Here is a 19,591-nt window from a genome sequence, read left to right on the forward strand (position 1 = left end):
CGGAGCCGGTGCCGAAGCGGCCCGTGGTGTCAGGCGGCGCCGCCCTGGCCGCCCTGGCCGCCCTGCCGGTCGTCGTCGACGATCTCCGCGTCGACCACGCCTTCGTCCTCCGGTGCGTCGGTGCGCGTGCCGTCCTCCGCTCGCCCCTGGGTGTCCCCGGCCGGCCGTTCCTGCTGGGCCTGGGCGTAGATCGCCTGGCCCATCTTCTGGCTGACGGCGGCGAGCCGGTCGACGGCGGTGCGCAGGGCGGTGACGTCGGTGTCGCCCTTCTGCTCCAGCAGCCGCTTGACCTCGGCGGCGGCCGCCTCCACCTCGTTCCTGGTGTCCTGCGGGATGCGGTCGGTGTTGTCCCGCAGGAAGTGCTCGGTGGTGTAGACGAGCTGTTCGGCCTGGTTGCGGGTCTCGGCGGCCTCGCGGCGCCTGCGGTCCTCCTCGGCGTACTGCTCGGCCTCCCGCATCATGCGGTCGATGTCCTCCTTGGGCAGTGCCGAGCCGCCGGTGACCGTCATCTTCTGTTCCTTGCCGGTGCCGAGGTCCTTGGCGGAGACGTGCATGATGCCGTTGGCGTCGATGTCGAAGGTGACCTCGATCTGCGGCACGCCGCGCGGCGCGGGCGGCAGGCCGGTGAGGTCGAAGACGCCGAGCTTCTTGTTGTACGCGGCGATCTCGCGTTCGCCCTGGTAGACCTGGATGCCGACGGAGGGCTGGTTGTCCTCGGCGGTGGTGAAGATCTCCGAGCGTTTCGTCGGGATCGTGGTGTTGCGCTCGATCAGCTTGGTCATGATGCCGCCCTTGGTCTCGATGCCCAGGGACAGCGGGGTGACGTCCAGCAGCAGCACGTCCTTGACGTCGCCGCGCAGCACCCCGGCCTGCAGGGCGGCGCCGACGGCGACCACCTCGTCGGGGTTGACGCCCTTGTGCGGGTCCTTGCCGGTCAGCTCGCGCACCAGGTCGGTGACCGCGGGCATCCGGGTCGAGCCGCCGACGAGGATCACATGGTCGATGTCCTTCAGCTCGACCCCGGCGTCCTTGACGGCCTGGTGGAACGGCTTCTTGCAGCGCTCCAGCAGATCCGCGGTCAGCTGCTGGAACTGGGCGCGGGTGAGCTTCTCGTCCAGGTGCAGCGGGCCTTCGGGGGAGGCGGTGATGTACGGCAGGTTGATCGAGGTCTCGGTGGCCGAGGACAGCTCGATCTTGGCCTTCTCGGCGGCCTCGCGCAGGCGTTGCAGCGCCATCTTGTCCTTGGACAGGTCCACGCCGTACTGGCCCTGGAACCGCTTGACCAGGTGGTCGACGAGGTGCTGGTCCCAGTCGTCGCCGCCGAGGTGGGTGTCGCCGTTGGTGGCCTTGACCTCGATGACGCCCTCGCCCATCTCCAGCAGGGACACATCGAAGGTGCCGCCGCCGAGGTCGAAGACCAGGACGGTCTGGTCGTTCTCCTTGTCCAGACCGTAGGCGAGCGCGGCGGCCGTGGGCTCGTTGATGATCCGCAGCACCTTCAGGCCCGCGATCTCGCCGGCCTCCTTGGTCGCCTGCCGCTGGGTGTCGTCGAAGTACGCGGGCACGGTGATCACGGCGTCGGTGACGTCCTCACCGAGATAGGCCTCCGCGTCCCGCTTCAGCTTCTGCAGCACCCGGGCCGACAGTTCCTGCGCCCGGTAGCGGGTGCCGTCGATGTCGCCCTGCTCGGGGAAGCGCCAGTTCGGGTCGCCCATGTGGCGTTTGACGGAGCGGGCGGTGCGCTCGACGTTCGTCACGGCCTGCCGTTTGGCGACCTCGCCGACCAGGACCTCGCCGCTCTTGGCGAAGGCCACCACCGACGGGGTGGTCCGCGCGCCCTCGGCGTTGGCGATGACGGTGGGCTCCCCGCCCTCCAGCACGGCGACCACCGAGTTCGTGGTGCCCAGATCGATCCCGACCGCGCGTGCCATCGTCGTCCCCTTTCCGCCTCCGACGCCTTGCCCCGCACGCCGGATCGGACGGGCGGGGGTCGTCGCAGGGCCGGGTACCCCGCCGGCCGGGAAGGATGATGCCGCGCCGGGCACGGGGCGCGGCGCGGCATCGGGGAGCCGTCGGCGGCCGGCGGGCCCTGCGTGCGGCCGGGCGGGCCGTCTCAGGCGAGCTTGGCGTCCAGGGTGATCCTGGTGCCGGCCAGGGCCTGGCTGACCGGGCAGTTCTTCTTGGCCTCCTCGGCAGCGGCGACGAACGCGTCGTTGTCGAGGCCGGGGACGGTGCCCTCCACGGTGAGGTGGATGCCGGTGATGCCCTCGCCGGGCTGAAAGGTGACGTCGGCCTTCGTCTGCAGCCTGGTGGGCGGCGTGCCGGCGGTGGTCAGGCCGTTCGACAGCGCCATGGAGAAGCAGCTGGAGTGGGCGGCGGCGATCAGCTCCTCGGGGCTGGTCCTGCCGTTCGCCTGCTCGGCGCGCGACGGCCACGACACCGGCTGCTCACCGATACCGGAGGAGTCGAAGGTGACGACGCCGCTGCCCTGGAGCAGGTTGCCTTCCCAGACGGTGTGCGCGGTGCGCGTGGTTGCCACGGTGTGTTTCCTGCCTTTCGCCTAGGGGCCCGATGCCCGGGCTTGTGGGGCACATCCGATCACATCCCGGCGGTCGGTTCCCGAACGTCCGGGGCGGGCCGCCGCACGGGGACCGGAAAGGCGGACACGGGGACCGGGAGAGGGCGGATGCCGGGACACAGGTGGCGGATGCCGCGTGCGGCACCGGTCGTCAGGCCGCCTGCTCCTCCTCCGCCTGAGGCCCGTGCCCCGGTGCGGCCGGGCGGACGTCCCGCACGGGCTGCGCGGGCACGGGCACCTGCGGGCCGGCGGCCTCGCGCAGCCAGCGGCGCAGCACCCGGTGGATCTGTTCGGCGCCGACGAGTTCGGTGCCGTCCTCGGTCGGCGGGGAGAAGGCCAGCGGGGCCAGCAGGAACGGACGGGACTGCGCGCCGCCGAGGCCGCCGTGGGAGCCGATCTGATCCTCGAAGGCCAGCACCTCGCCGTCCGCCGGGTCGTAGAAGGAGTTGACCATGATGTCGGCGGTGTGCGGGAAGGAGTGGGTGCGGCGCACGGCGTCGGCGGCGCCGGGTCCGAACACGGCGAGCGGACCGGGGTCGTCGTCCAGCCGGTCCAGGGGGATCTCCACCCCGTGCGCGCCGAGCACCACGCCGCCGTGCCGTTCGCTGCGCACCAGCAGGAAGCCGATGCCGGGGTGGTTGGCGAGCGTGGGCAGCAGCGCCGGGTAGCGGGCGTCGATCTCCTCGCGGGTCATGCGGTACGGCACGTCCGGGAAGGACACCAGGCCCAGGTTGCCACTGGCCAGCACGACGGGCTCGCTGCGGCGGGAGTGCCGCGGGGGCGTGCCGTGCTCCTCCACCGGCCGGCGCAGCGCGGCACGGACGGCGGCGCGGGCCTCGGCGCCGCTGCGGGTCCGTCCGGCCCGGCGCGGCACATGCAGCCCGCAGCCGGCCCGGACCAGGTCGCCGAGGGTGAGGCCGTAGCGGGCGTGGAAGGTCTCGCCGGGGCTCTGGCCGTGGTCGGAGAGCACCACGATCCGGTACGGGCGGGGGGCGTGCTCGGCGACCTTCTCGATCAGCGCCAGCGCCCGGTCCAGGCGCTGCAGCACCTTGGCCGCGTCCCGGCTGTGCGGCCCGGAGTGGTGGGCCACCTCGTCGTAGGCGACGAGGTCGGCGTAGACGACGGTGCGCCCGGCGAGCAGGTCGCCCATCACGGCGGCCACCACCACGTCCCGTTCGACGACCGTGGCGAAGGCGCGCACCAGGGGGTACAGGCCGCCGCGGGAGACCCGCGGGCGCTGCTTGCGGATGCGGGCGCGCAGGGACTGTCCGATCTCGCGGACGACCTCGGCGACGAACGACAGGGCGGTGCGCACCGCGTTGGCCGGGTCGCAGAAGTACGCGAAGTAGCCGGCCCGGGAGCGGGTGCCCGGGCCGCGCCGGGCGGACACCGACAGCACCAGCGCGGACTCGGCGGCGCCGCCGCTGAACAGGTTGCCGCGGCTGGCGCCGTCCACGGCGAGCAGTCCCTCGTGGCCGGTGCGGGCGACGGCGCGGCGCTGCAGCTGCACGGCGCTGGCGGGCCGGTTGCAGACCATCACCTCGCCGGTGTCCTTCTCGTACCAGCGGAAGGCGGGCACGTCGTGGTTGGTGCCGTGCAGGATGCCGAGCTGGCTGGCGCCGGTCTGGCTGGACCAGTCGGTGCGCCAGGCGGTGAGCCGGTGCGTGGCCGGTGCGGCCGGCTCCCCCTGGCCGCTGCCCAGCCAGCGCGCCACGGTCGGCATCAGCCCCCGTCCGACGGCGTCCCGCAGCACGTCGTGTCCGACGCCGTCGAGCTGGACGACGACGGTGCCGGGCGTGGTGGGACAGGCCGGACGCCGGCCGCGGCGGCGGACGGCGAGCCGGTGCAGCCGCCGCCGGTACGCCTCGTCGTCGCGCACCGCGAGGGCACCGCCGGTGGCGGAGGCGACCGCGGACATCGCCGCGGCCACGATCATCGCGGTCTGCGGGGCGGCCTGCGGCTCGCCCGAGGGGCTGATGCGCAGGGCGAGCAGCAGCAGGGAGCCGTTGAGGAAGAACACCAGCAGTCCGAGGACCAGCGCCGGCACGAGCAGCAGCAGCCGCACCAGCAGCGGCCACACCACGACCGAGAGCACACCGAAGGCGCCCGCGCCGAGCGCGGCGGTGATCGCGACGGTGGTGGCGCTGTCGCCGTCGGCGGACTGCAGCCGGAAGTCCGGGAGGATCCCTGCGAGCACGAGCATGGTGAGGGTGGAGACGGCCCACACCGCGACGCTCCGACCGATCTGACCGGCGGCCCGCCGCCACCTTCCGTCCCGCACTCCAGTACACCTCACGTCCCGGCCCGGACCGTCGCACGGGCCTGCTCCAGCTTGTCATATCGACGAAAAGCGGGGCCCGGTCCGTGGCCGCCGTCGCCGTGCGGGCCGACGGCTACCGCCCGTCGTAGCCGGCGGTCGGCAGGGACAGGCGGCGGTGGACGCGGGCCTTCATCTGCGCGTCGTAGGACGGTTCGTCCGCGCCGACGGTCTCGACCCGGACCCCGCGCCGGGCGCACTCGGCGGTGAAGTCCTCCACGGAGGCCACGGCCCGCTCCAGGACCCGTCTGCTGGGCGCGACGAACACGTCGACGCCGGGCCGCACACCGTCCCACAGCGCACCGTGGTCGCAGGGCAGCCCGTGCAGCAGCAGCTCGCGGGCGACGACATAACCCCGCTCGGCGGCCCAGCGGGCGCACATCGCGTGCTGGCCTCGGGAGTCCACCAGGAACGGGTCCTCGTGCAGCTTCTCCAGCGGGGTCAGGGTGGCGATGGCGGTGACGCGCACCGCCGTCCCGGCGGCACCGCCCCGGGCCTGGCGCACTTCTCCCATGGCGTTCCCCTCACCTCCGGGTCCGCGGCCGTCTCCGCGGTGTCCCGCCCGTCGCACGGCCCGCCCTCCGGGCGGACGGCGCGGCGTCACGGACACGGCCCGGCCGCAGACCCTACCGCTGCCCGTAGGCTCAGGGGGAGTCGCGCGAAGGAGGCGAAGAAGGTGCCGGTGGAGATCACCTGGTGGGGTCACGCCACGTGCACGATCGTGGATTCGGACGTCCGTGTGCTGACCGACCCGCTGTTCGTCCGCCGGCTGGCGCATCTGCGGCGCCGTCGGGGGGCCGTGCCGCCGCCGGCCGCCTGGCGGGCGGACGTCACGCTCGTCTCCCACCTGCACGCGGACCATCTGCACGTCCCGTCGCTGGCGCGGCTCGAGACGGGCGGCCGGCTGCTGGTGCCGCGCGGTGCGCTGCGGGCGGTGCCGGGGCTGCGCCGGCTCGGGCTGGACGTCACCGAGGTGGTGCCCGGGGACCGGGTGCGGATCGGGGAGATCGCGGTGCGGGTGGTGCCCGCCCGGCACGACGGGCGACGGCTGCCGCTCGGCCCGCACCGCTCCCCCGCGCTGGGCTATGTGGTCGAGGGCCGGGCCCGTACGTACTTCGCCGGGGACACGGGGCTGTTCGACACGATGGCTGAGGAGGTCGGGCCGGTCGACGCGGCGCTGCTGCCGGTGGGCGGCTGGGGACCGTATCTGGGCGAGGGCCACATGGACGCGGGCCGGGCCGCGCAGGCCCTGGCGCGTCTGGCGCCGCGCATCGCGGTTCCGGTGCACTACGGCACGTTCTGGCCGATCGGGATGGACGCGGTGCGCCCCCACGAGTTCCATGCGCCGGGCGAGGAGTTCGTGCGCCAGGCGGCGCTGCGCGCGCCCGGGGTGGCGGTGCACCGGCTCGGGCACGGGGAGAGCCTGCGGCTGGAGGTCGCCCGGTGATACGGCTCACCGCCGCCGTGACGACGGTGGTCCCGCCGGAGTCCACCCAGCAGGCGGTGGGGTATCCGTCGCTGTTCCTGCTGGTGCTGATCGGGGCGCTGGTGCCGGTGGTGCCCACGGGGGCGCTGGTCAGCTCGGCCGCGGTGGTGGCGGCGCACCAGACGGCGCCGTTCGCTTCGGCCCTGGTGTTCGTCACCGCGTCGCTGGCCGCGTTCTGCGGGGACGCCGCACTGTACTGGCTGGGGCGGCGGGGCATCGGGTCGAAGAACGGCTCACGCTGGCTGGAGGCGATCCGTTCGCGGGCCCCGGAGGACCGGCTGGCCCAGGCCCAGCAGAAGCTGGCCGAGCACGGCGTGGCCGTGCTGGTGCTGTCCCGGCTCGTCCCGGCCGGCCGGATCCCGGTGATGCTGGCCTGCCTGCTGGCACGGTGGCCGCTGCGCCGGTTCTGCCGGGGCGATCTGCCCGCCTGCCTGGCCTGGGCGCTGACCTATCAGCTGATCGGACTGCTCGGCGGGGCGCTGTTCCCCGAACCGTGGGAGGGCGTGGCCGCTGCGGTGCTGCTGACCGTGCTGGTGAGCGCGGTGCCCTCGCTCTGGCGGCGGCTGCGCCGCTCGGTGCCGGCCCAGCGCTCCCGCTGACCGGGCCGGCGCCGTCCGCCGCGCCGGGAGCGGACGGCGCCGGCCGCCTCCGCTCGGAGCGGGCGCGACCGGTCGTTCCGGTGCGACCGGTCGCACCGGCGTGAACGGGCGGGCGCGGTCACCGCAGGACGCGGGAGCCGCCCACCGGCAGGTCCCACAGGTCCTCGCGGGGCAGGCCCGCCTTCTCCCAGGCGGCGCGGACCCGGGTGAGCGGCTCCAGCACCGGTTCCGCGGAGAGGATGAACGTGCCCCAGTGCATGGGGGCCATGCGGCGGGCGCCGAGGTCCTGGGCGGCCTGTACGGCCTCCTCCGGGTCGCAGTGGACGTCCCGCAGCCACCAGCGCGGGTCGTAGGCGCCGATCGGCAGCAGCGCGAGGTCGATGCCGGGGTAGCGGCTGCCGATGCGGGAGAACCAGTGGCCGTAGCCGGTGTCGCCGGCGAAGTACACCCGCTGCCCGTCGGGCGCGGTGAACACCCAGCCGCCCCACAGGCTGCGGCAGGTGTCGGTGAGGGTGCGCTTGGACCAGTGGTGGGCGGGGACGAAGTCGATGCGGACCCCGGACAGCTCGGCCGCCTCCCACCAGTCCAGCTCCGTGACGCAGGTGAAGTGCCGGCGGTGGAACCAGCGTCCGAGTCCGGCCGGCACGAACACCGGGGTGTCGCGCGGCAGCCGGCGCAGTGTGGGGGCGTCCAGGTGGTCGTAGTGGTTGTGGCTGATGACGACCGCGTCGACGGGCGGCAACGCCTCCCAGGCGACGCCGACCGGGGTCATCCGGGCCGGGGTGCCGAGGATGCGCCGGGACCACACCGGGTCGGTGAGCACCGTCAGCCCGCCGATGCGCACCACCCAGCTGGCGTGCCCGGCCCAGGTGACGGCGACGGTCCGCGCGTCCACCTCGGGCAGCGGGCCGGGCTCGTAGGGCAGCAGGGGGATGTCCGCCAGGCCCGCCTTGTCGGGGCGGACCGCGCCCTCGCGGGCGAACCGGGCGAAGGCCTTCAGGCCGGGCAGCGGGGCGGTGAGCCGGTCGTGGAAGCTGCGCGGCCACACCCGCCGCTCTCCCAGCGGCCGGGGCGCGGCCGGCGGCGGCGCGTACGCGGACGGCGGGGCGAGCGTGACGGAGGCCGCCGGGCGGCCGGTGGACCGGCTGGGGGTCGGGGACGTCGTGGTCGGCTCGGACTGCTGCGTCATCGAGGAGGCTCCCATCGCTGAGCGTCGTCACGGAGATCGCCGAAGACGGACCTCAAGGAGATCAACGCGCGCCGTACGGGCGGCAGTTCCAGCGGCTGTGGGCAGCGGAGGGCTTCCGCGCGCTCCTGGTCCGTGCCGCCGAGCAGGTCCGCCGTGGACAGCCGCACGCGCAGCGCCCCGAGGTCGTCGCCGAAGCGGTGGCCGCCGGGCACGGGCACGCCCATCCGGGCACCGAGGAAGTCCTCGAGTTCCTGGGCGTCGCTGACGCCTCGGGTGGCGAGGGCCGCGCGGAACGGGCCGAGGTCGGCGTAGAGGTGACGGCCGGCCCGCGGCGGCCGGGCCAGGGCGCCCGCGCCGGTCACCACGGCGTGCACGGCGCGCGCCAGGCGCGCATGCAGGCGCACTGCGGCGGCCACCCGTGCGGTGACGGGGTCGGGTTCGTCCAGGGCACGCACCGCGGCCGCGGCCACCGGGTCGGCGATGCGGGCGTCCAGTGCGGTGAGCACGTCCAGCACCCGGGCGTGCAGCACGCCGCCGGCCGCGCCGGCCGGGAACCGGGCGATCGCGGCGGGCCAGCCGGCGGGCAGGTAGGCGCCGGCGAGGTCGGTGACGACGGTGACCCGCTCGGGCAGCATCTCGGCCGGGGAGACGACGACCGTCTCGTGCGGCGCGTGCACGGTGTCCCGCCAGGTCTCGTCGCTGAGCAGGTGCAGGCCCTCGCCCGCGGCGGCCTCGACGGTCTCGTGCAGCACCTCCGGCGGGGCGACGGTGCCGGTGGGGTCGTCGGCGACGGACACCATCAGCAGCCGCGGGTCGCCGCCCTCCGCGCGCACCCGGCGGACGGTCTCCAGCAGGGCGTACGGATCGGGGACGCCTCCGCACTCGGCGGGCGTGGGCACCGTGAAGGCGGGCCGGCCCAGCAGGCGCGCGGAGGGCAGCCACCAGGCGGCGCAGGGGCGGGGCACGAGCACGTCGCCGCCGAGTGCGGCGGCCACGGCGAGCAGCAGCATCGGGGCGCCGGGGGCGGCAGCCACCCGGCCGGGCGAGGAGGGCAGCCCGCGCCGCCGCCAGTAGCCGCAGGCCGCGTCCCGCAGGGCGGGGTCCGCACCGAGGACGGCGCCCGCCGGTGCCCGGCGGGTCCGGCCCGCCGCCGCGGTGAGCGCCGCGGACAGCTCCGGCAGCACGGGGAGCCCCTCGTCGGGCAGCGCCGAGGGCCCGTAGCGGACCGGGCCGCGGCCCTCGCCGCGGTCCTCCGGGTCCACAGGCCGCATGGTGTCCTCCGCGCAGTCCTCGGTGCCGGTACGGCGCCGGCCGTGTCCTGGCCCAGCAAGTACCCAGCCGGGACGGCCGGCATGGCTGTCCGGCCGGGTCGCGAAGACCACACGGGGCGACGGGACCATCGCCGGGTCGCTTCCCGCCGTCAGCTCTCCGCCCGCCTGCGCGGCCAGGCCCGGTGGATCGCCGCGCCGGCCGCGGCGGTGATCAGCGCACCGCCGCAGGCGAGTGCGGCCCAGGACGGTGCGAAGGCGCCGCCCGCGCCGGCCGCCACCCCGTGCTGCAGCGCGGAGTGCCCGTCGACCGGGCCCCCGTCCGCCGAGTGCCCACTCACCGAGCTGCCCGCCGGATCGCGCTCCTTGCCGACGGTGCCGCGGCCCGGGTCGTCGGGGGTGCGCGGCGGCAGCGGGGCCGGGGTGCTGGTGCCGCCGCCCGGGAGCCGGGTGAGCGGGTCGCGGTAGGGCAGCCCGGAATCCTGGTTGCCGGACGGTGTGCGCACCGGGCCGTAGGGGGCGCCGGTGTCCTGGCCGGGCGGCACCGGGGGCAGCATCTCTCCGAGCATCGGGTCGAGCGCCGGAGCCCACCCCGGCGCGTAGCCGGGGTTGTACCCCGGGGCGTACGCGGGCACGTATCCGAGCGGGAGTCCCGTGGCGGAGCTCCTGTCGTAGGCGGAGGCGTACGGCTCCCAGGCGTACGGCCGGCCGTGGTCCGCGCCCGTCGTGCCCCAGGCCGGGTCGGCCGCTCCCTGCGCCGGCCCGGGGGCGGGCAGCGTCCGCCGATGTTCCGCGCCGAACGCGCCGGTCCCGTCGGAACCGGCGGAACCGGCGGAACCGGCGAGACCGGCGAGACCGGCAGGATCCGCGTAAGAGGCCGGACCGGCGTAAGAGGCGGGACCGGCCGCGTACTCCTGCGGCAGCGCCCCGGACTGCGGCCGTCCGGGGGCCGGCTGGGCGGCCCACGCCGACCCGGCGGGCCCTCCTATGGCGAGGGCGAGGACGGCGACGGACAGGGCGCGGTGGACGGCAGGGCGCATGGCTGCACTCTCCTCGGGCCGGCGAACGGCTTGCGGACGGCACGGCGGTCGTGCCGGTGCCCCGGGGCCCACCGCCGGACATGGCCGGCCGGCCCCGGCGAAGGGCTCCAGAGCCCATCACAGCCCGCGGCCCGGCCGGCCGCGCGTGGCCGGGCCCCATTCGCGGTACCCCGGCGGCCTGTCGGGTGACGGCGGCGTGCGCCCCGCGTTCCGCACCCGGCGGTGCGGAGCCGGTGTCGGCTCGGTCTGCACGGGTACGCGGGGGCCACCCCGGAGATCTGGAGGAGACATGCAGCGAGGCAGTGACCGGCTGAGTGTCCACCGTGACGAGGTGATGAAGCACGAACTGCAGGGGCTGCTCAGGTCCGGGCATCCCACCCGGACCGAGGAGTGGCACGACCCCGAGCCGTCCGCCGAGGACGACCCGGAGATCTGGTCCGGGCCGGTGATGCCGGGCACCTCCCGGGCCTCCCTGGAGACGGTGCGCCTGGAACTCGCGAGGTATCTGGGCCGCAGCGCCTTCCCCGCCCAGCCCGGCCCACTGGTGCGGCTGCTGCGCCGCAGGAACGCTCCGGACGCGCTGGTGGAGGCGCTGGAACGGCTGCCCCGCACGGCGCGGTACGCCAATGTCCAGGAGCTGGCCCGCGAGCTGACCCGCGGCGGACGGCCGGTCGCCCGGCAGGAAGCGGGCGAGCGGCCGTGAACGGGCGGTGCACCCGGCACGGGGGGGGACGCAGCACGGGTGGGACACAACGAGCACACACGAGGGACGTGAATCCATGCGTATCGCATTCCTGGCCGCCCCCGAAGGCGTGGAGCAGGTCGAGCTGACCGAGCCGTGGAAGGCCGTGCAGGACGCCGGGCACGAGCCGGTGCTGGTGTCGACCGAGCCCGGCGAGATCCAGGCGTTCGACCACCTGGACAAGGCCGACACCTTCCCGGTGGACGAGGTCGTCTCCGACACCTCCGCTGACTCCTTCGGAGCGCTGGTGCTGCCCGGCGGCGTGGCCAACCCGGACTTTTTGCGACTGGACGAGAAGGCCGTGGGTTTCGTCCGCGACTTCTTCGACCAGGGCCGTCCCGTGGCCGCGATCTGTCACGCGGCATGGACGCTGGTGGAGGCGGACGTGGTACGGGACCGGGTGCTGACGTCATGGCCGAGTCTGCGGACCGACGTCCGCAACGCGGGCGGCACCTGGGTCGACGAGCAGGTGCACGTCTGCGACTCGGGCCCCAACACCCTGATCACCAGCCGGAAACCGGCCGACCTGGGCGCGTTCTGCGCGACGTTGCTCGAGGCCGTGGGGCAGGCGGACTGAGCCGCCGCGCGCCGCGCCGCATCCGGGCGGCGCGGCGCACCTCAGCCGCGGGGAGTCGCCGACTCCCCGCAGCTGCGTTCCCGGGCTCCCTCACGGGTGCGGCCCGCGGCCACCGGCCGGCGCGGATTGCGGCGCAGATACTCGCCTTCGAGCTGCGCCATGCGCTCGTTGTGGACCCGCAGCGCGTCGTTCGAGCCGTACAGCAGGGTGTCGTGGCGCGTGCGGTGGATGGTCTCCAGCTCTCGCATCAGCTGCTGGTCGTCCAGCCGGGACGGGTCGACTCCGCTCATGGTGGTGCCCCGCTCGTCGTGTTCGGTCATGGCCCACGGGTACCCGCCTCGCGGGCAGAACCACCGGCCGCCTTCCGGGAGGGCGCCGTGGACCGTCCCCCGGGTGCCGGGCGCCGCGGGGCCGCTCCGGGTTCAGCGGGTCCCCGTCGTCGGCTCTCAGCGGTCATCGGCTCTCAGCGGTCCGCATCGCCGGCTTCAGCGGTCCGCGTCGTAGCGGCCTGCCCGGCCGGGCCGCCCTCCCGTGCGGGTGCCACGACCGCACCGGCCCAGGACAGGGCCGTGAAGCCGTCGTCGGGTGAGCCGTCGAGCACGACCACTCCGGTGTTGCGCAGCGGGTGGGCGGCGGCGAAGTGCGCATCGAGGTCGTGTGCGCGCACGGTGGCCCACAGCCGGACCGCCGGCCCGTGGCTGACCATGGCGACGGTCCCGGCGCCGCTGCGGGCGGCCTCGGCGACGACCGTGTCGAAGCGGGCGAGCACCTGGCGGCCGCTCTCGCCGTCGGCTCCGGGCATCCGCAGCCGGAAGGTCGCAGGCCGCATAGGCCAGGACGGTGCGCAAGTACCGGCGGCCGCGCTCGGGAGTCGCCCGGCTCGCCCTCCAGGTCGCCTGCACGTGTCTCGCGGATGCCGTCGCGGACGATCACGTCGAGTCCGCGGGCGGCGGCGAGCGGGGCGGCGGTGAGCCGGGCGCGCAGCAGGGTGGAGGCGTGGACCGCCTCGATGTCCTCGTCGGCGAGCGCCTCGGGCAGGGCCGCGGCCTGCCGCTCCCCCAGGGGGGTCGGGGCCGGTCCGGGGCGGTGGTGTCAAGGCGGGAGAGCACGTTGGGCGGTGTCTCGCCTTCGCGGATCAGGACGAGGCGCACGGGCGGGCCCTTCCGTGCGGGGACAGCTCAGGGCCGCTGCGTGTGCCCGGCCGCGCGCCACGTCGGGCGCCACCGGCGATCCGCACGCAGGAAACGGCCACTTCAGGGTAACGGTGCTGTATGAACCCGGACATCGATCTCACCGCACCGCGGGCCGGCCTGCGCAGCTTGCTGCGCGGGCTGCCGGCGCTGGACCACCGCCTGTTCGCCACCGCGGCCGGGCGCCACTGGCCGGCCGCCGGGCCGGTGCTGCCCCGGCTGAGCCGCGCCGCCGACCACGGTGTGCTGTGGGGTGCCGCGGCGGCCGCGATCGCGGCCACGCGCACCCCGCGGGCCCGCCGAGCCGCGGTGCGCGGCCTGGCCTCCCTGGCGCTGGCCTCGCTGACCGTCAACACGCTCGGCAAACGGTCGGTGCGCCGCCCACGGCCGGCCCTGGACGGGGTGCCGGTCGTGCGACGGCTGGGCCGGCAGCCCGTCACCACGTCGTTCCCGTCCGGTCACGCCGCCTCCGCGGCGGCCTTCGCCACCGGCGTCGCCCTGGAGTCCCCGGCCTGGGGAGCGGCGGTGGCGCCGCTCGCGCTGTCCGTGGCGGTCTCGCGGGTGTACACCGGCGTGCACTTCCCGAGCGATGTGCTGGCCGGCGCGGCCCTCGGTGCCGGCGCCGCCCTCGTCCTGCGGAGCCTGGTGCCCACGCGTGCCCAGCTGACCCCGCCCGCGCGGCCGCGGGCCCAGCTGCCGGCGCTGCCCGGGGGCGAGGGCCTGGTGCTGGTGGCCAACTACGGCTCGGGCACCTCCGAGCGCGTCCGGGCACTGCGGGACGCGTTGCCGCAGGCCGAGGTCGTCGAGTGCGAACCGCAGGACGTGGCGGCCGAGCTGGAGAAGGCGGCCGGCCGGGCCCGGGTGCTGGGGGTGTGCGGGGGCGACGGCACGGTGAACACCGCCGCGGAGACCGCGCTCCGCCACGACCTGCCGCTCGCGGTGCTGCCGGGCGGCACGCTGAACCACTTCGCCTACGACCTGGGCGTGGAGGACGAACGGGACCTGAGCGAGGCCCTGGAACGGGGCGAGGGCGTCAGGGTGGACGTCGGCCGGTTCCTCTCCGGCGACCGTCGAGGGGTGTTCCTCAACACCTTCAGCCTGGGGGTGTATCCCGAGCTGGTGCGCGAGCGCGAGCGCTGGGCGCACCGCATCGGCGGCTGGCCGGCCGGAGTGCTGGCGGCGGTGCGGGTGCTGCGCGCGGACCGTCATCCGCTGCAGGCGGAGTTCCGGGGGAGGCGTCGGCCGCTGTGGATGCTGTTCGCGGGCAACGGCACCTACCACCGGATGGGGCTCGCACCGGGCCGGCGGATCGATCTGTCCGACGGGATGCTGGACGTGCGGGTGGTGCCCGGGGGACGCCTGCCGGCCCTGCGGCTGCTGTCCGCGGCGGTCGCCGGCCCGCTGACCCGCTCCCCCGTCCACACCGCGGTGCATGTGACCCGGCTGCGCCTGACCGGCCTGACGCCCGACACGCTGCTGGCCTACGACGGTGAGGTCGCGCAGGCGGGCCGCGAGGTGCTGCTGGAGAAGCTGCCCCGGGCCCTGCGGGTGTACCGGCCGCTGTCCGGCTGACACCTCCACGAGCCCACCCCAGGGTCCACTGGGCGAGACGGGGGATCTCATGATGCGGTTGTCCCGGCTACGGTGATGCCTGCGTCCCGGGGCGCCGTTCCCGCCGGACGAGAGGACGAGGGGCGACGAGAAGGGGTAAGCCATGCCGAAAGCGCGGGAGACCGCCGTCTACACCCACGGACACCACGCGTCGGTACTGCGCTCGCACACCTGGCGCACCGCGGCGAACTCGGCGGCCTACCTCATCGGCGCACTCGAACCCCGCATGAGCATCCTGGACGTCGGCTGCGGCCCGGGCACGATCACCGCCGACCTCGCGGAACTGGTGCCCGACGGGCACGTCACCGGCGTGGACCGCGCTCCCGGCGTCCTGGAGCGGGCGCGGGCGACGGCCGATGCGCGAGGGCTGACGAACGTGGACTTCGCGGTGGCGGACGTGCACGCGCTGGACCACCCGGACGACACGTTCGACGTCGTGCACGCCCACCAGGTGCTCCAGCACGTGGGCGACCCGGTGGGCGCGCTCGAGGAGATGATGCGGGTGACCCGGCCGGGTGGGATCGTCGCCGTCCGGGACGCCGACTACGCGGCGATGACCTGGTACCCCGAGGTCGAGGGGCTGGACGACTGGCGGGATCTGTACCGCCGGGTGGCGCGCGCCAACGGCGGGGAACCGGACGCGGGTCGCCGGCTGCTGTCCTGGGCGCGGGCGGCGGGTTTCCGGGACATCACCGCGACGTCCAGTACGTGGACCTACGCCACCGAAGCCGAACGGACGTGGTGGAGCGAGCTGTGGGCCGAGCGAACCCTGGCGCCGGCGTACGCCGAGCGGGCGGTCGGCGGTGGGCACGCCACCGAGGAGCAGCTGCACGCCGTGTCACGGGCCTGGCGGGAGTGGGGAGCGCAGCCGGACGGCTGGTTCGCGGTGCTGAGCGGCGAGATCCTGTGCCGCAAGCCGTCCTGACCCCGGCTCGTCCGGCTCGGCATCCGCCCCGCCCCGCCCGCCGGCGGACCGGTCGCCCGGTGGTCGTACCCGGGGCAGTCGTTCCGGGGTGTCGTTCCCGAAGCAGTCATTCCCTGGGCAGCAAAGGCCCCAGCGGTCCGAGGTCCAGGTTGAGGTCCTCGGGCCGCAGTCCGTAGCGGTCGCGCAGCTCGGCCATGCGGTCCTCCAGCAGCATCAGGGTCAGGCCGATCCGCTCCTCCTGCTCCTCGGTGAGGTCTCCCACGTCGAACCGGCGCAGCGCCTGCCGTTCCATCAGCTGACGCAGCAGCTCGACGACGGTCAGCACGAGTTTGACCAGGTCGCGTTCGACCGTGTCGGGCTCGAGTTCCAGGTGTTTGCGGGGGCGGGGGGTCACGGCGGCTCCTCGGTCCGGGGGTCGTCCGGGGCCGCGGCGGTCCCGGGGGCGGCCCGGGGGACGGTCCGGGGGATCTCGAAGGGGGACGGCACCTGTTCGTTGACCGAGCTGATCAGGGCGTTGAGGTCGATGCGCACGAGGTCGACGTCCGCGATCCGCAGGGTGATGTCCCCGGTGATGACGACTCCTCCGGCCAGCAGCCGGTCCAGCAGGTCCACCAGGGCGACCTCACGGCGTTCGACGATCGTCATGCCTCCTCACCCGGAAGATCCCCCACGAACGAGTACGCCGCCCAGGGCCCGGTGAGCTCCACGCGCAGCCCCGCGGCGTCGTCCCGCATCCGGTCCACGACCTCCACGAACTCCTCGGACCGTGCCCGGGGCACCAGGTAGGCGGCGTTGAGCACGTTGTGGCCGGCGGCCCCGGACAGCGCGGCGGACTGCGGCGCGTGCAGCCGGGACTCCTCGGCGAGCGCGGAGAGTTTGTCGTGCAGCCGGCCGGCGAAGGCCTCGGCCTGCTGCCACAGGTCCTCGTGCGCCCGGGTCTGCTGCCGCCGCTGCCGCAGATAGTCCCGGCCGGACGTGGGTTTCGGGGCGGGTGCCGCCGCGGCGGCCGCGTGCGCGGGTTCGGCCCCCAGGTACACCTTCACTCCCCACTCCACACGTCCCTGCAGCCGCTCCAGGGTGCGACGGATGTGGTCCTCCCACGCCTGGATCATGCAGCGGACGGCGCTGTCGTCGCGGAAGACGGTGGCCAGGCGCAACGGCATCGGCGTGGTGACCATGGTGAGCGCGTCGATCACCCCGTGGTGGGCGCGTGCGGTCGCCGCGAGCCAGTCCAGGTCCTCCAGGTGGGCGCGCAGCGGCTCCTCGGCGAAGTCGCGGGCGGGCACCTCGCTGACGACGGCGATCAGTCCGTGGTGGGCCAGTTGCTTGACCGGCGCGCCTGCCACCCCCGTCAGCTGCGCCTGCAGGGGTGCGCCGAGAGGACGGCACACGGCGTAGACGTAGCGCAGTCCCGTCATGGTCCCTCCTTCGGGGACGTACGGCCGCCACGGGTCGTGCCCTGGTCCAGCGTGCCCTGCTCCAGTTCCTCCAGGCGTGCCAGCCGCTCCCGCAACTCGGCGTTCTCCCGGGCGAGTTCGTCACGGCGGGCACGGGAGGAGAGCGCGGGGTCGCTCTCCCACCAGTCGATGCCCATCTCCTTGGCCTTGTCGACCGAGGCGATGACGAGCCGGAGCTTGATGGTGAGCAGTTCGATGTCGAGCAGGTTGATCCGGATGTCGCCGGCGATCACCAGTCCCTTGTCCAGGACGCGCTCCAGGATGTCGGCGAGGCTGGCGCCGCTGCTGGGGCCGTACGGTTCGGGCAGCCTGCTCGGCGTCGTCATCGGCGGCCCCCGCCCCGGGTCTGCTCGTAGTCCTCGGCGTCCTCGTCGCCCTCGTCCTCGGGGTACTCCTCGAAGGACTCTCCGCGCCGGACCCGCGGCTCGCCGCCCGCGTCCTCCTCCCCCTGCTCCTCGTCGTAGTCGTCCTCGTCGTCCTCGTACGGCTCCTCCTCGTCCTCGTCCTCGTAGGGCTCTTCGCCGTCGTCCTCGTAGGGTTCCTCTTCTCCCTCGGGCTCTTCCTCGTCGTCCTCGTAGGATTCCTCCTCGCCCTCGGGCTCTTCCTCGTCCGCCGCCTGCTGTTCCTCCTCGTCCTCGCCGGCGGGTTCCTGCTCGTCCTCGTCGTGGGCGGCCTCGTCCTCGCCTTCCTCCTCGGACTGCTCGGCGCGTTCCTCCTCGGCGACGGCGTCCTCGTGGCTGCGGACCACCTCGCTGTCGCGGATCTCGCCGCGCCAGCCGTCCTCCACCTCTCCCTTGAGAGTGATGAAGCGGGCGAAGTGCTTCAGGTCCAGCCGGACGCGGCGGCCCTGGGCCCGCCAGATGTTGCCGGTCTTCTCGAAGAAACCGCTCGGGTAGTACTCCATGACGAGGAGCACCCGGGTGAGGTTCTTCTCCAGCGAGTGGAAGGACACGACACCTTTGGTGGTGCCCTTGGCACCTTCCGACGTCCACTGGATGCGGTAGTCGGGGATCTGCTCGGTGGTGGTGGCCTTCCAGCTGCGGCTGGACAGGAAGATCTTCGCCTGCCAGTCGGAGTGTGTGTCGTCGGCGCGGCTGGCGCTCTTCACGCCGTGGGCGAAGGTGCTGAAGTCCTGGAACCTGGTCCACTGGTCGTAGGCGGTGCGCACGGGCACGCCGACGTCGATGGACTCGATGATGACGACGGGTTTGCTGCCGGCGGCGCCCTTGCTCTTGCCCCCGCCTTTGCCGCCACCGATGTTCTTGAACGCGCCCATGACACTGTCCTTCGCCCGCGAGGCACCCAGCTCCAGCACGGAGCGCACCGGGGACTTGCCCTCGGCCAGTTTGCGGCCGGCGTCGAGGGCGAGCTTGCCGAAGCCGGGGCTGTTGCCCTCGGCTATGTCGGTGAGCTTTCCGGTGGCCGTGCCGAGCTTGCGGCCGAAGCCCGCCAGCAGGCGCTCGGCCTGGGCGGCGAGGTAGTCCTGCGCCTCGGTCTTGAGCCGGTCGGTGGCCTCGCTGTGCGCCAGTGCGGTCAGCGGGTTGTCCTTGGCGGCGTCGGTCGCGGAACCCGCCGTCCGGCCTGCCGCGGAAGCCGCCGACTTGAAGGTCTCGGTCATCGCTCACCGCCACCCTTCGACAGCCGGTCCCGGGCGGCCGCGCCGCCCGCCGCGGTGGTCTTCTTCGCGGCCGTGTCGGTGCTCCGGGCCGTGGCCTTCGCCGACGGCGTCCTGCGGGCCGATGTCCCGCGGGCGGCCCGGGACGCCGCCTGCTTCGCGGACTTCTCGGTCCGCCGTCCCGACGGAGTCTTCTCGGCCGCCTGCCGCGGAGCGCGGCGAGCTTTCGGTGCCGCGGAGCGCTCGGGACGCCGGGACTGCTCCGGCTCCTGCCGCTCGGGCTTGCCCCCGGCCGTGCTCTCGTCCTCGGCCTCGCGGCCCTCCCGGTCCTCGTACTCGTCCTCGTACTCGTCCTCGTGCGCCGTGCCGCGCTCCTCGTCGCGGTCCTGGTCCTCGGCGCCCTCACCGCCCTTGCCGGGCGCCGTGCCCGATGTCTGCTCACGCAGCCGCGCGGTGCGCTCGTGCAGCCGGTCGGCGAATGCGGTGACACGCCGCTCGACCAGGGCGCCGGTGGCCGCCTTCCCTGCACCGCCCAGATCCTGGCGGAGTTGATCGCCGATCTGGGCGACCTGCGGGTTGTCTTTCAGCTGCCGGGTGAGGTCCGCGACCGTGCGCGGGCTCAGATTCAGTTTCCTGCCCGCGATCATGCTGCCCACCGCGACGGCCAGCTTCAGTTTCCGGGTGCGTCCCAGCAGGTAGCCGGCCCCGACCGCGAGGCCCAGTGCCGTCCGGTTCATCGTGCCGTCCCCTCACCTGTCCCCGCGCCGCCGTGCATGCCGACCTCCAGCCGGTCCAGCAGCTCGTCCTCCTGGCGGTCGAACTCCTCCTCGGTGATCTCTCCCGCCTCCAGGCGCTGCTCCAGCTGCGCGAGTTCCTTGCGTACGGCGGCCGGGTCGTAGTAGATGCGCTCCGCCTCGCGCAGGACCTGGCGGATCGCCCAGGCGCTGCCGCGCACCGGGGCGAGCGGCAGCAGCAGCACTTCCGAGATCAGTCCCAT

Annotated in this window: 21 protein-coding genes and 2 pseudogenes; 6 read left to right on the top strand and 17 right to left on the bottom strand. The window is 74.5% G+C overall.

From position 1 onward, the window contains the following. Nucleotides 1-29: 29 nt before the first annotated feature. The 4 genes from dnaK to OG899_RS03570 all read right to left on the bottom strand — a co-directional run bounded on the left by dnaK (nucleotide 30) and on the right by OG899_RS03570 (nucleotide 5,409). Nucleotides 30-1,931, bottom strand: a complete 1,902-nt coding sequence (gene dnaK / locus OG899_RS03555; protein ID WP_406310900.1) for a molecular chaperone DnaK — start codon at nucleotides 1,929-1,931, stop codon at nucleotides 30-32. A 182-nt stretch (nucleotides 1,932-2,113) separates the two neighbouring features. Then, nucleotides 2,114-2,539 (bottom strand): OsmC family protein, encoded by a 426-nt coding sequence (locus OG899_RS03560; RefSeq protein WP_125498584.1) that lies wholly within the window; start codon nucleotides 2,537-2,539, stop codon nucleotides 2,114-2,116. Nucleotides 2,540-2,729: 190 nt separating this feature from the next. Next, the gene (locus OG899_RS03565; protein ID WP_189343467.1) at nucleotides 2,730-4,805 is read right to left on the bottom strand and encodes an alkaline phosphatase family protein; all 2,076 of its coding nucleotides are present in this window, start codon (nucleotides 4,803-4,805) and stop codon (nucleotides 2,730-2,732) included. A gap of 166 nt (nucleotides 4,806-4,971) precedes the next feature. Then, nucleotides 4,972-5,409: a hypothetical protein gene (locus tag OG899_RS03570; RefSeq protein ID WP_125498586.1), complete on the bottom strand. Its 438-nt coding sequence runs from the start codon at nucleotides 5,407-5,409 to the stop codon at nucleotides 4,972-4,974. A 162-nt stretch (nucleotides 5,410-5,571) separates the two neighbouring features. Here OG899_RS03570 and OG899_RS03575 point away from each other — a divergent pair, with 162 nt between their 5' ends. After that, a complete protein-coding gene (locus OG899_RS03575) occupies nucleotides 5,572-6,342 on the top strand; it encodes an MBL fold metallo-hydrolase (RefSeq protein ID WP_185867876.1) in 771 nt (256 codons plus the stop codon). Next, entirely contained in the window at nucleotides 6,339-6,980 is a 642-nt protein-coding gene (locus OG899_RS03580) for a DedA family protein (RefSeq protein WP_168131802.1), read from the top strand. The genes OG899_RS03575 and OG899_RS03580 overlap by 4 nt, the downstream gene beginning before the upstream one ends. 118 nt (nucleotides 6,981-7,098) lie before the next feature. Here the strand turns inward: OG899_RS03580 and OG899_RS03585 are convergent, their stop codons facing one another. The 3 genes from OG899_RS03585 to OG899_RS03595 form a co-directional block, all read right to left on the bottom strand. Next, complete coding sequence (locus OG899_RS03585; RefSeq protein ID WP_125498587.1) at nucleotides 7,099-8,169, bottom strand: MBL fold metallo-hydrolase; 1,071 nt, start codon at nucleotides 8,167-8,169, stop codon at nucleotides 7,099-7,101. Beyond that, nucleotides 8,166-9,440, bottom strand: a complete 1,275-nt coding sequence (locus tag OG899_RS03590) for an aminotransferase class I/II-fold pyridoxal phosphate-dependent enzyme (RefSeq protein WP_189428114.1) — start codon at nucleotides 9,438-9,440, stop codon at nucleotides 8,166-8,168. The genes OG899_RS03585 and OG899_RS03590 overlap by 4 nt, the downstream gene beginning before the upstream one ends. Nucleotides 9,441-9,589: 149 nt before the next feature. Beyond that, nucleotides 9,590-10,477 (bottom strand): hypothetical protein, encoded by an 888-nt coding sequence (locus OG899_RS03595; protein ID WP_189428115.1) that lies wholly within the window; start codon nucleotides 10,475-10,477, stop codon nucleotides 9,590-9,592. Between the two features lie 289 nt (nucleotides 10,478-10,766). Here OG899_RS03595 and OG899_RS03600 point away from each other — a divergent pair, with 289 nt between their 5' ends. Then, the gene (locus OG899_RS03600; RefSeq protein WP_125498590.1) at nucleotides 10,767-11,180 is read left to right on the top strand and encodes a DUF2795 domain-containing protein; all 414 of its coding nucleotides are present in this window, start codon (nucleotides 10,767-10,769) and stop codon (nucleotides 11,178-11,180) included. A gap of 76 nt (nucleotides 11,181-11,256) precedes the next feature. Beyond that, nucleotides 11,257-11,796 carry a type 1 glutamine amidotransferase domain-containing protein gene (locus OG899_RS03605; RefSeq protein WP_125498591.1) on the top strand — a complete coding sequence of 180 codons (540 nt, stop codon included), beginning with the start codon at nucleotides 11,257-11,259 and terminating at the stop codon, nucleotides 11,794-11,796. Between the two features lie 41 nt (nucleotides 11,797-11,837). On the opposite strand, the gene OG899_RS03610 is transcribed toward OG899_RS03605, so the two are convergent. From OG899_RS03610 to OG899_RS03620, 3 genes and pseudogenes are all read right to left on the bottom strand, one after another. Continuing rightward, nucleotides 11,838-12,116 carry a DUF6158 family protein gene (locus OG899_RS03610; protein WP_125498592.1) on the bottom strand — a complete coding sequence of 93 codons (279 nt, stop codon included), beginning with the start codon at nucleotides 12,114-12,116 and terminating at the stop codon, nucleotides 11,838-11,840. 143 nt (nucleotides 12,117-12,259) lie between these two features. Continuing rightward, complete coding sequence (locus tag OG899_RS03615; protein ID WP_373296068.1) at nucleotides 12,260-12,625, bottom strand: histidine phosphatase family protein; 366 nt, start codon at nucleotides 12,623-12,625, stop codon at nucleotides 12,260-12,262. Further along, nucleotides 12,619-12,858 (bottom strand): annotated as a pseudogene (locus OG899_RS03620) (histidine phosphatase family protein); the annotation flags it as partial. The gene OG899_RS03615 and the pseudogene OG899_RS03620, both read right to left, overlap by 7 nt. Before the next feature lie 209 nt (nucleotides 12,859-13,067). Between OG899_RS03620 and OG899_RS03625 the strand changes: the two are divergent. Then, nucleotides 13,068-14,558, top strand: a complete 1,491-nt coding sequence (locus tag OG899_RS03625; protein WP_189428116.1) for a bifunctional phosphatase PAP2/diacylglycerol kinase family protein — start codon at nucleotides 13,068-13,070, stop codon at nucleotides 14,556-14,558. Between the two features lie 142 nt (nucleotides 14,559-14,700). Further along, nucleotides 14,701-15,522: a class I SAM-dependent methyltransferase gene (locus OG899_RS03630; RefSeq protein ID WP_125498594.1), complete on the top strand. Its 822-nt coding sequence runs from the start codon at nucleotides 14,701-14,703 to the stop codon at nucleotides 15,520-15,522. 106 nt (nucleotides 15,523-15,628) lie between these two features. Here the strand turns inward: OG899_RS03630 and OG899_RS03635 are convergent, their stop codons facing one another. The 7 genes and pseudogenes from OG899_RS03635 to OG899_RS03665 all read right to left on the bottom strand — a co-directional run bounded on the left by OG899_RS03635 (nucleotide 15,629) and on the right by OG899_RS03665 (nucleotide 19,591). Beyond that, nucleotides 15,629-15,916, bottom strand: a complete 288-nt coding sequence (locus OG899_RS03635; protein WP_125498595.1) for a gas vesicle protein K — start codon at nucleotides 15,914-15,916, stop codon at nucleotides 15,629-15,631. Nucleotides 15,917-15,990: 74 nt separating this feature from the next. Further along, a pseudogene (locus OG899_RS03640) lies at nucleotides 15,991-16,167 on the bottom strand (gas vesicle protein); the annotation flags it as partial. Then, nucleotides 16,164-16,940 (bottom strand): GvpL/GvpF family gas vesicle protein, encoded by a 777-nt coding sequence (locus OG899_RS03645; RefSeq protein ID WP_125498825.1) that lies wholly within the window; start codon nucleotides 16,938-16,940, stop codon nucleotides 16,164-16,166. The pseudogene OG899_RS03640 and the gene OG899_RS03645, both read right to left, overlap by 4 nt. Continuing rightward, nucleotides 16,937-17,305 carry a gas vesicle protein gene (locus OG899_RS03650; protein WP_125498824.1) on the bottom strand — a complete coding sequence of 123 codons (369 nt, stop codon included), beginning with the start codon at nucleotides 17,303-17,305 and terminating at the stop codon, nucleotides 16,937-16,939. The genes OG899_RS03645 and OG899_RS03650 overlap by 4 nt, the downstream gene beginning before the upstream one ends. Continuing rightward, nucleotides 17,302-18,597: an SRPBCC family protein gene (locus OG899_RS03655; RefSeq protein ID WP_125498823.1), complete on the bottom strand. Its 1,296-nt coding sequence runs from the start codon at nucleotides 18,595-18,597 to the stop codon at nucleotides 17,302-17,304. Before OG899_RS03655 ends, OG899_RS03650 begins: the two co-directional genes overlap by 4 nt. Beyond that, nucleotides 18,594-19,331 carry a hypothetical protein gene (locus OG899_RS03660; protein ID WP_125498822.1) on the bottom strand — a complete coding sequence of 246 codons (738 nt, stop codon included), beginning with the start codon at nucleotides 19,329-19,331 and terminating at the stop codon, nucleotides 18,594-18,596. The genes OG899_RS03655 and OG899_RS03660 overlap by 4 nt, the downstream gene beginning before the upstream one ends. Next, nucleotides 19,328-19,591 (bottom strand): gas vesicle protein GvpG, encoded by a 264-nt coding sequence (locus tag OG899_RS03665; RefSeq protein WP_125498821.1) that lies wholly within the window; start codon nucleotides 19,589-19,591, stop codon nucleotides 19,328-19,330. Before OG899_RS03665 ends, OG899_RS03660 begins: the two co-directional genes overlap by 4 nt.

The sequence above is a fragment of the Streptomyces thermoviolaceus genome (assembly GCF_045209695.1).
GTDB lineage: Bacteria > Actinomycetota > Actinomycetes > Streptomycetales > Streptomycetaceae > Streptomyces > Streptomyces thermoviolaceus.

Excerpts from the sequence above, each read along its gene's own strand:
- OG899_RS03665 (WP_125498821.1), bottom strand. The coding sequence starts at position 19,591 with ATGGGACTGATCTCGGAAGTGCTGCTGCTGCCGCTCGCCCCGGTGCGC.
- OG899_RS03590 (WP_189428114.1), bottom strand. The coding sequence starts at position 9,440 with ATGCGGCCTGTGGACCCGGAGGACCGCGGCGAGGGCCGCGGCCCGGTC.
- OG899_RS03570 (WP_125498586.1), bottom strand. The coding sequence starts at position 5,409 with ATGGGAGAAGTGCGCCAGGCCCGGGGCGGTGCCGCCGGGACGGCGGTG.
- OG899_RS03610 (WP_125498592.1), bottom strand. The coding sequence starts at position 12,116 with ATGACCGAACACGACGAGCGGGGCACCACCATGAGCGGAGTCGACCCG.
- OG899_RS03605 (WP_125498591.1), top strand. The coding sequence starts at position 11,257 with ATGCGTATCGCATTCCTGGCCGCCCCCGAAGGCGTGGAGCAGGTCGAG.
- OG899_RS03650 (WP_125498824.1), bottom strand. The coding sequence starts at position 17,305 with ATGACGACGCCGAGCAGGCTGCCCGAACCGTACGGCCCCAGCAGCGGC.
- OG899_RS03660 (WP_125498822.1), bottom strand. The coding sequence starts at position 19,331 with ATGAACCGGACGGCACTGGGCCTCGCGGTCGGGGCCGGCTACCTGCTG.
- OG899_RS03615 (WP_373296068.1), bottom strand. The coding sequence starts at position 12,625 with ATGCGGCCTGCGACCTTCCGGCTGCGGATGCCCGGAGCCGACGGCGAG.
- OG899_RS03655 (WP_125498823.1), bottom strand. The coding sequence starts at position 18,597 with ATGACCGAGACCTTCAAGTCGGCGGCTTCCGCGGCAGGCCGGACGGCG.
- OG899_RS03630 (WP_125498594.1), top strand. The coding sequence starts at position 14,701 with ATGCCGAAAGCGCGGGAGACCGCCGTCTACACCCACGGACACCACGCG.
- dnaK (WP_406310900.1), bottom strand. The coding sequence starts at position 1,931 with ATGGCACGCGCGGTCGGGATCGATCTGGGCACCACGAACTCGGTGGTC.
- OG899_RS03585 (WP_125498587.1), bottom strand. The coding sequence starts at position 8,169 with ATGACGCAGCAGTCCGAGCCGACCACGACGTCCCCGACCCCCAGCCGG.
- OG899_RS03600 (WP_125498590.1), top strand. The coding sequence starts at position 10,767 with ATGCAGCGAGGCAGTGACCGGCTGAGTGTCCACCGTGACGAGGTGATG.
- OG899_RS03645 (WP_125498825.1), bottom strand. The coding sequence starts at position 16,940 with ATGACGGGACTGCGCTACGTCTACGCCGTGTGCCGTCCTCTCGGCGCA.
- OG899_RS03595 (WP_189428115.1), bottom strand. The coding sequence starts at position 10,477 with ATGCGCCCTGCCGTCCACCGCGCCCTGTCCGTCGCCGTCCTCGCCCTC.
- OG899_RS03625 (WP_189428116.1), top strand. The coding sequence starts at position 13,068 with ATGAACCCGGACATCGATCTCACCGCACCGCGGGCCGGCCTGCGCAGC.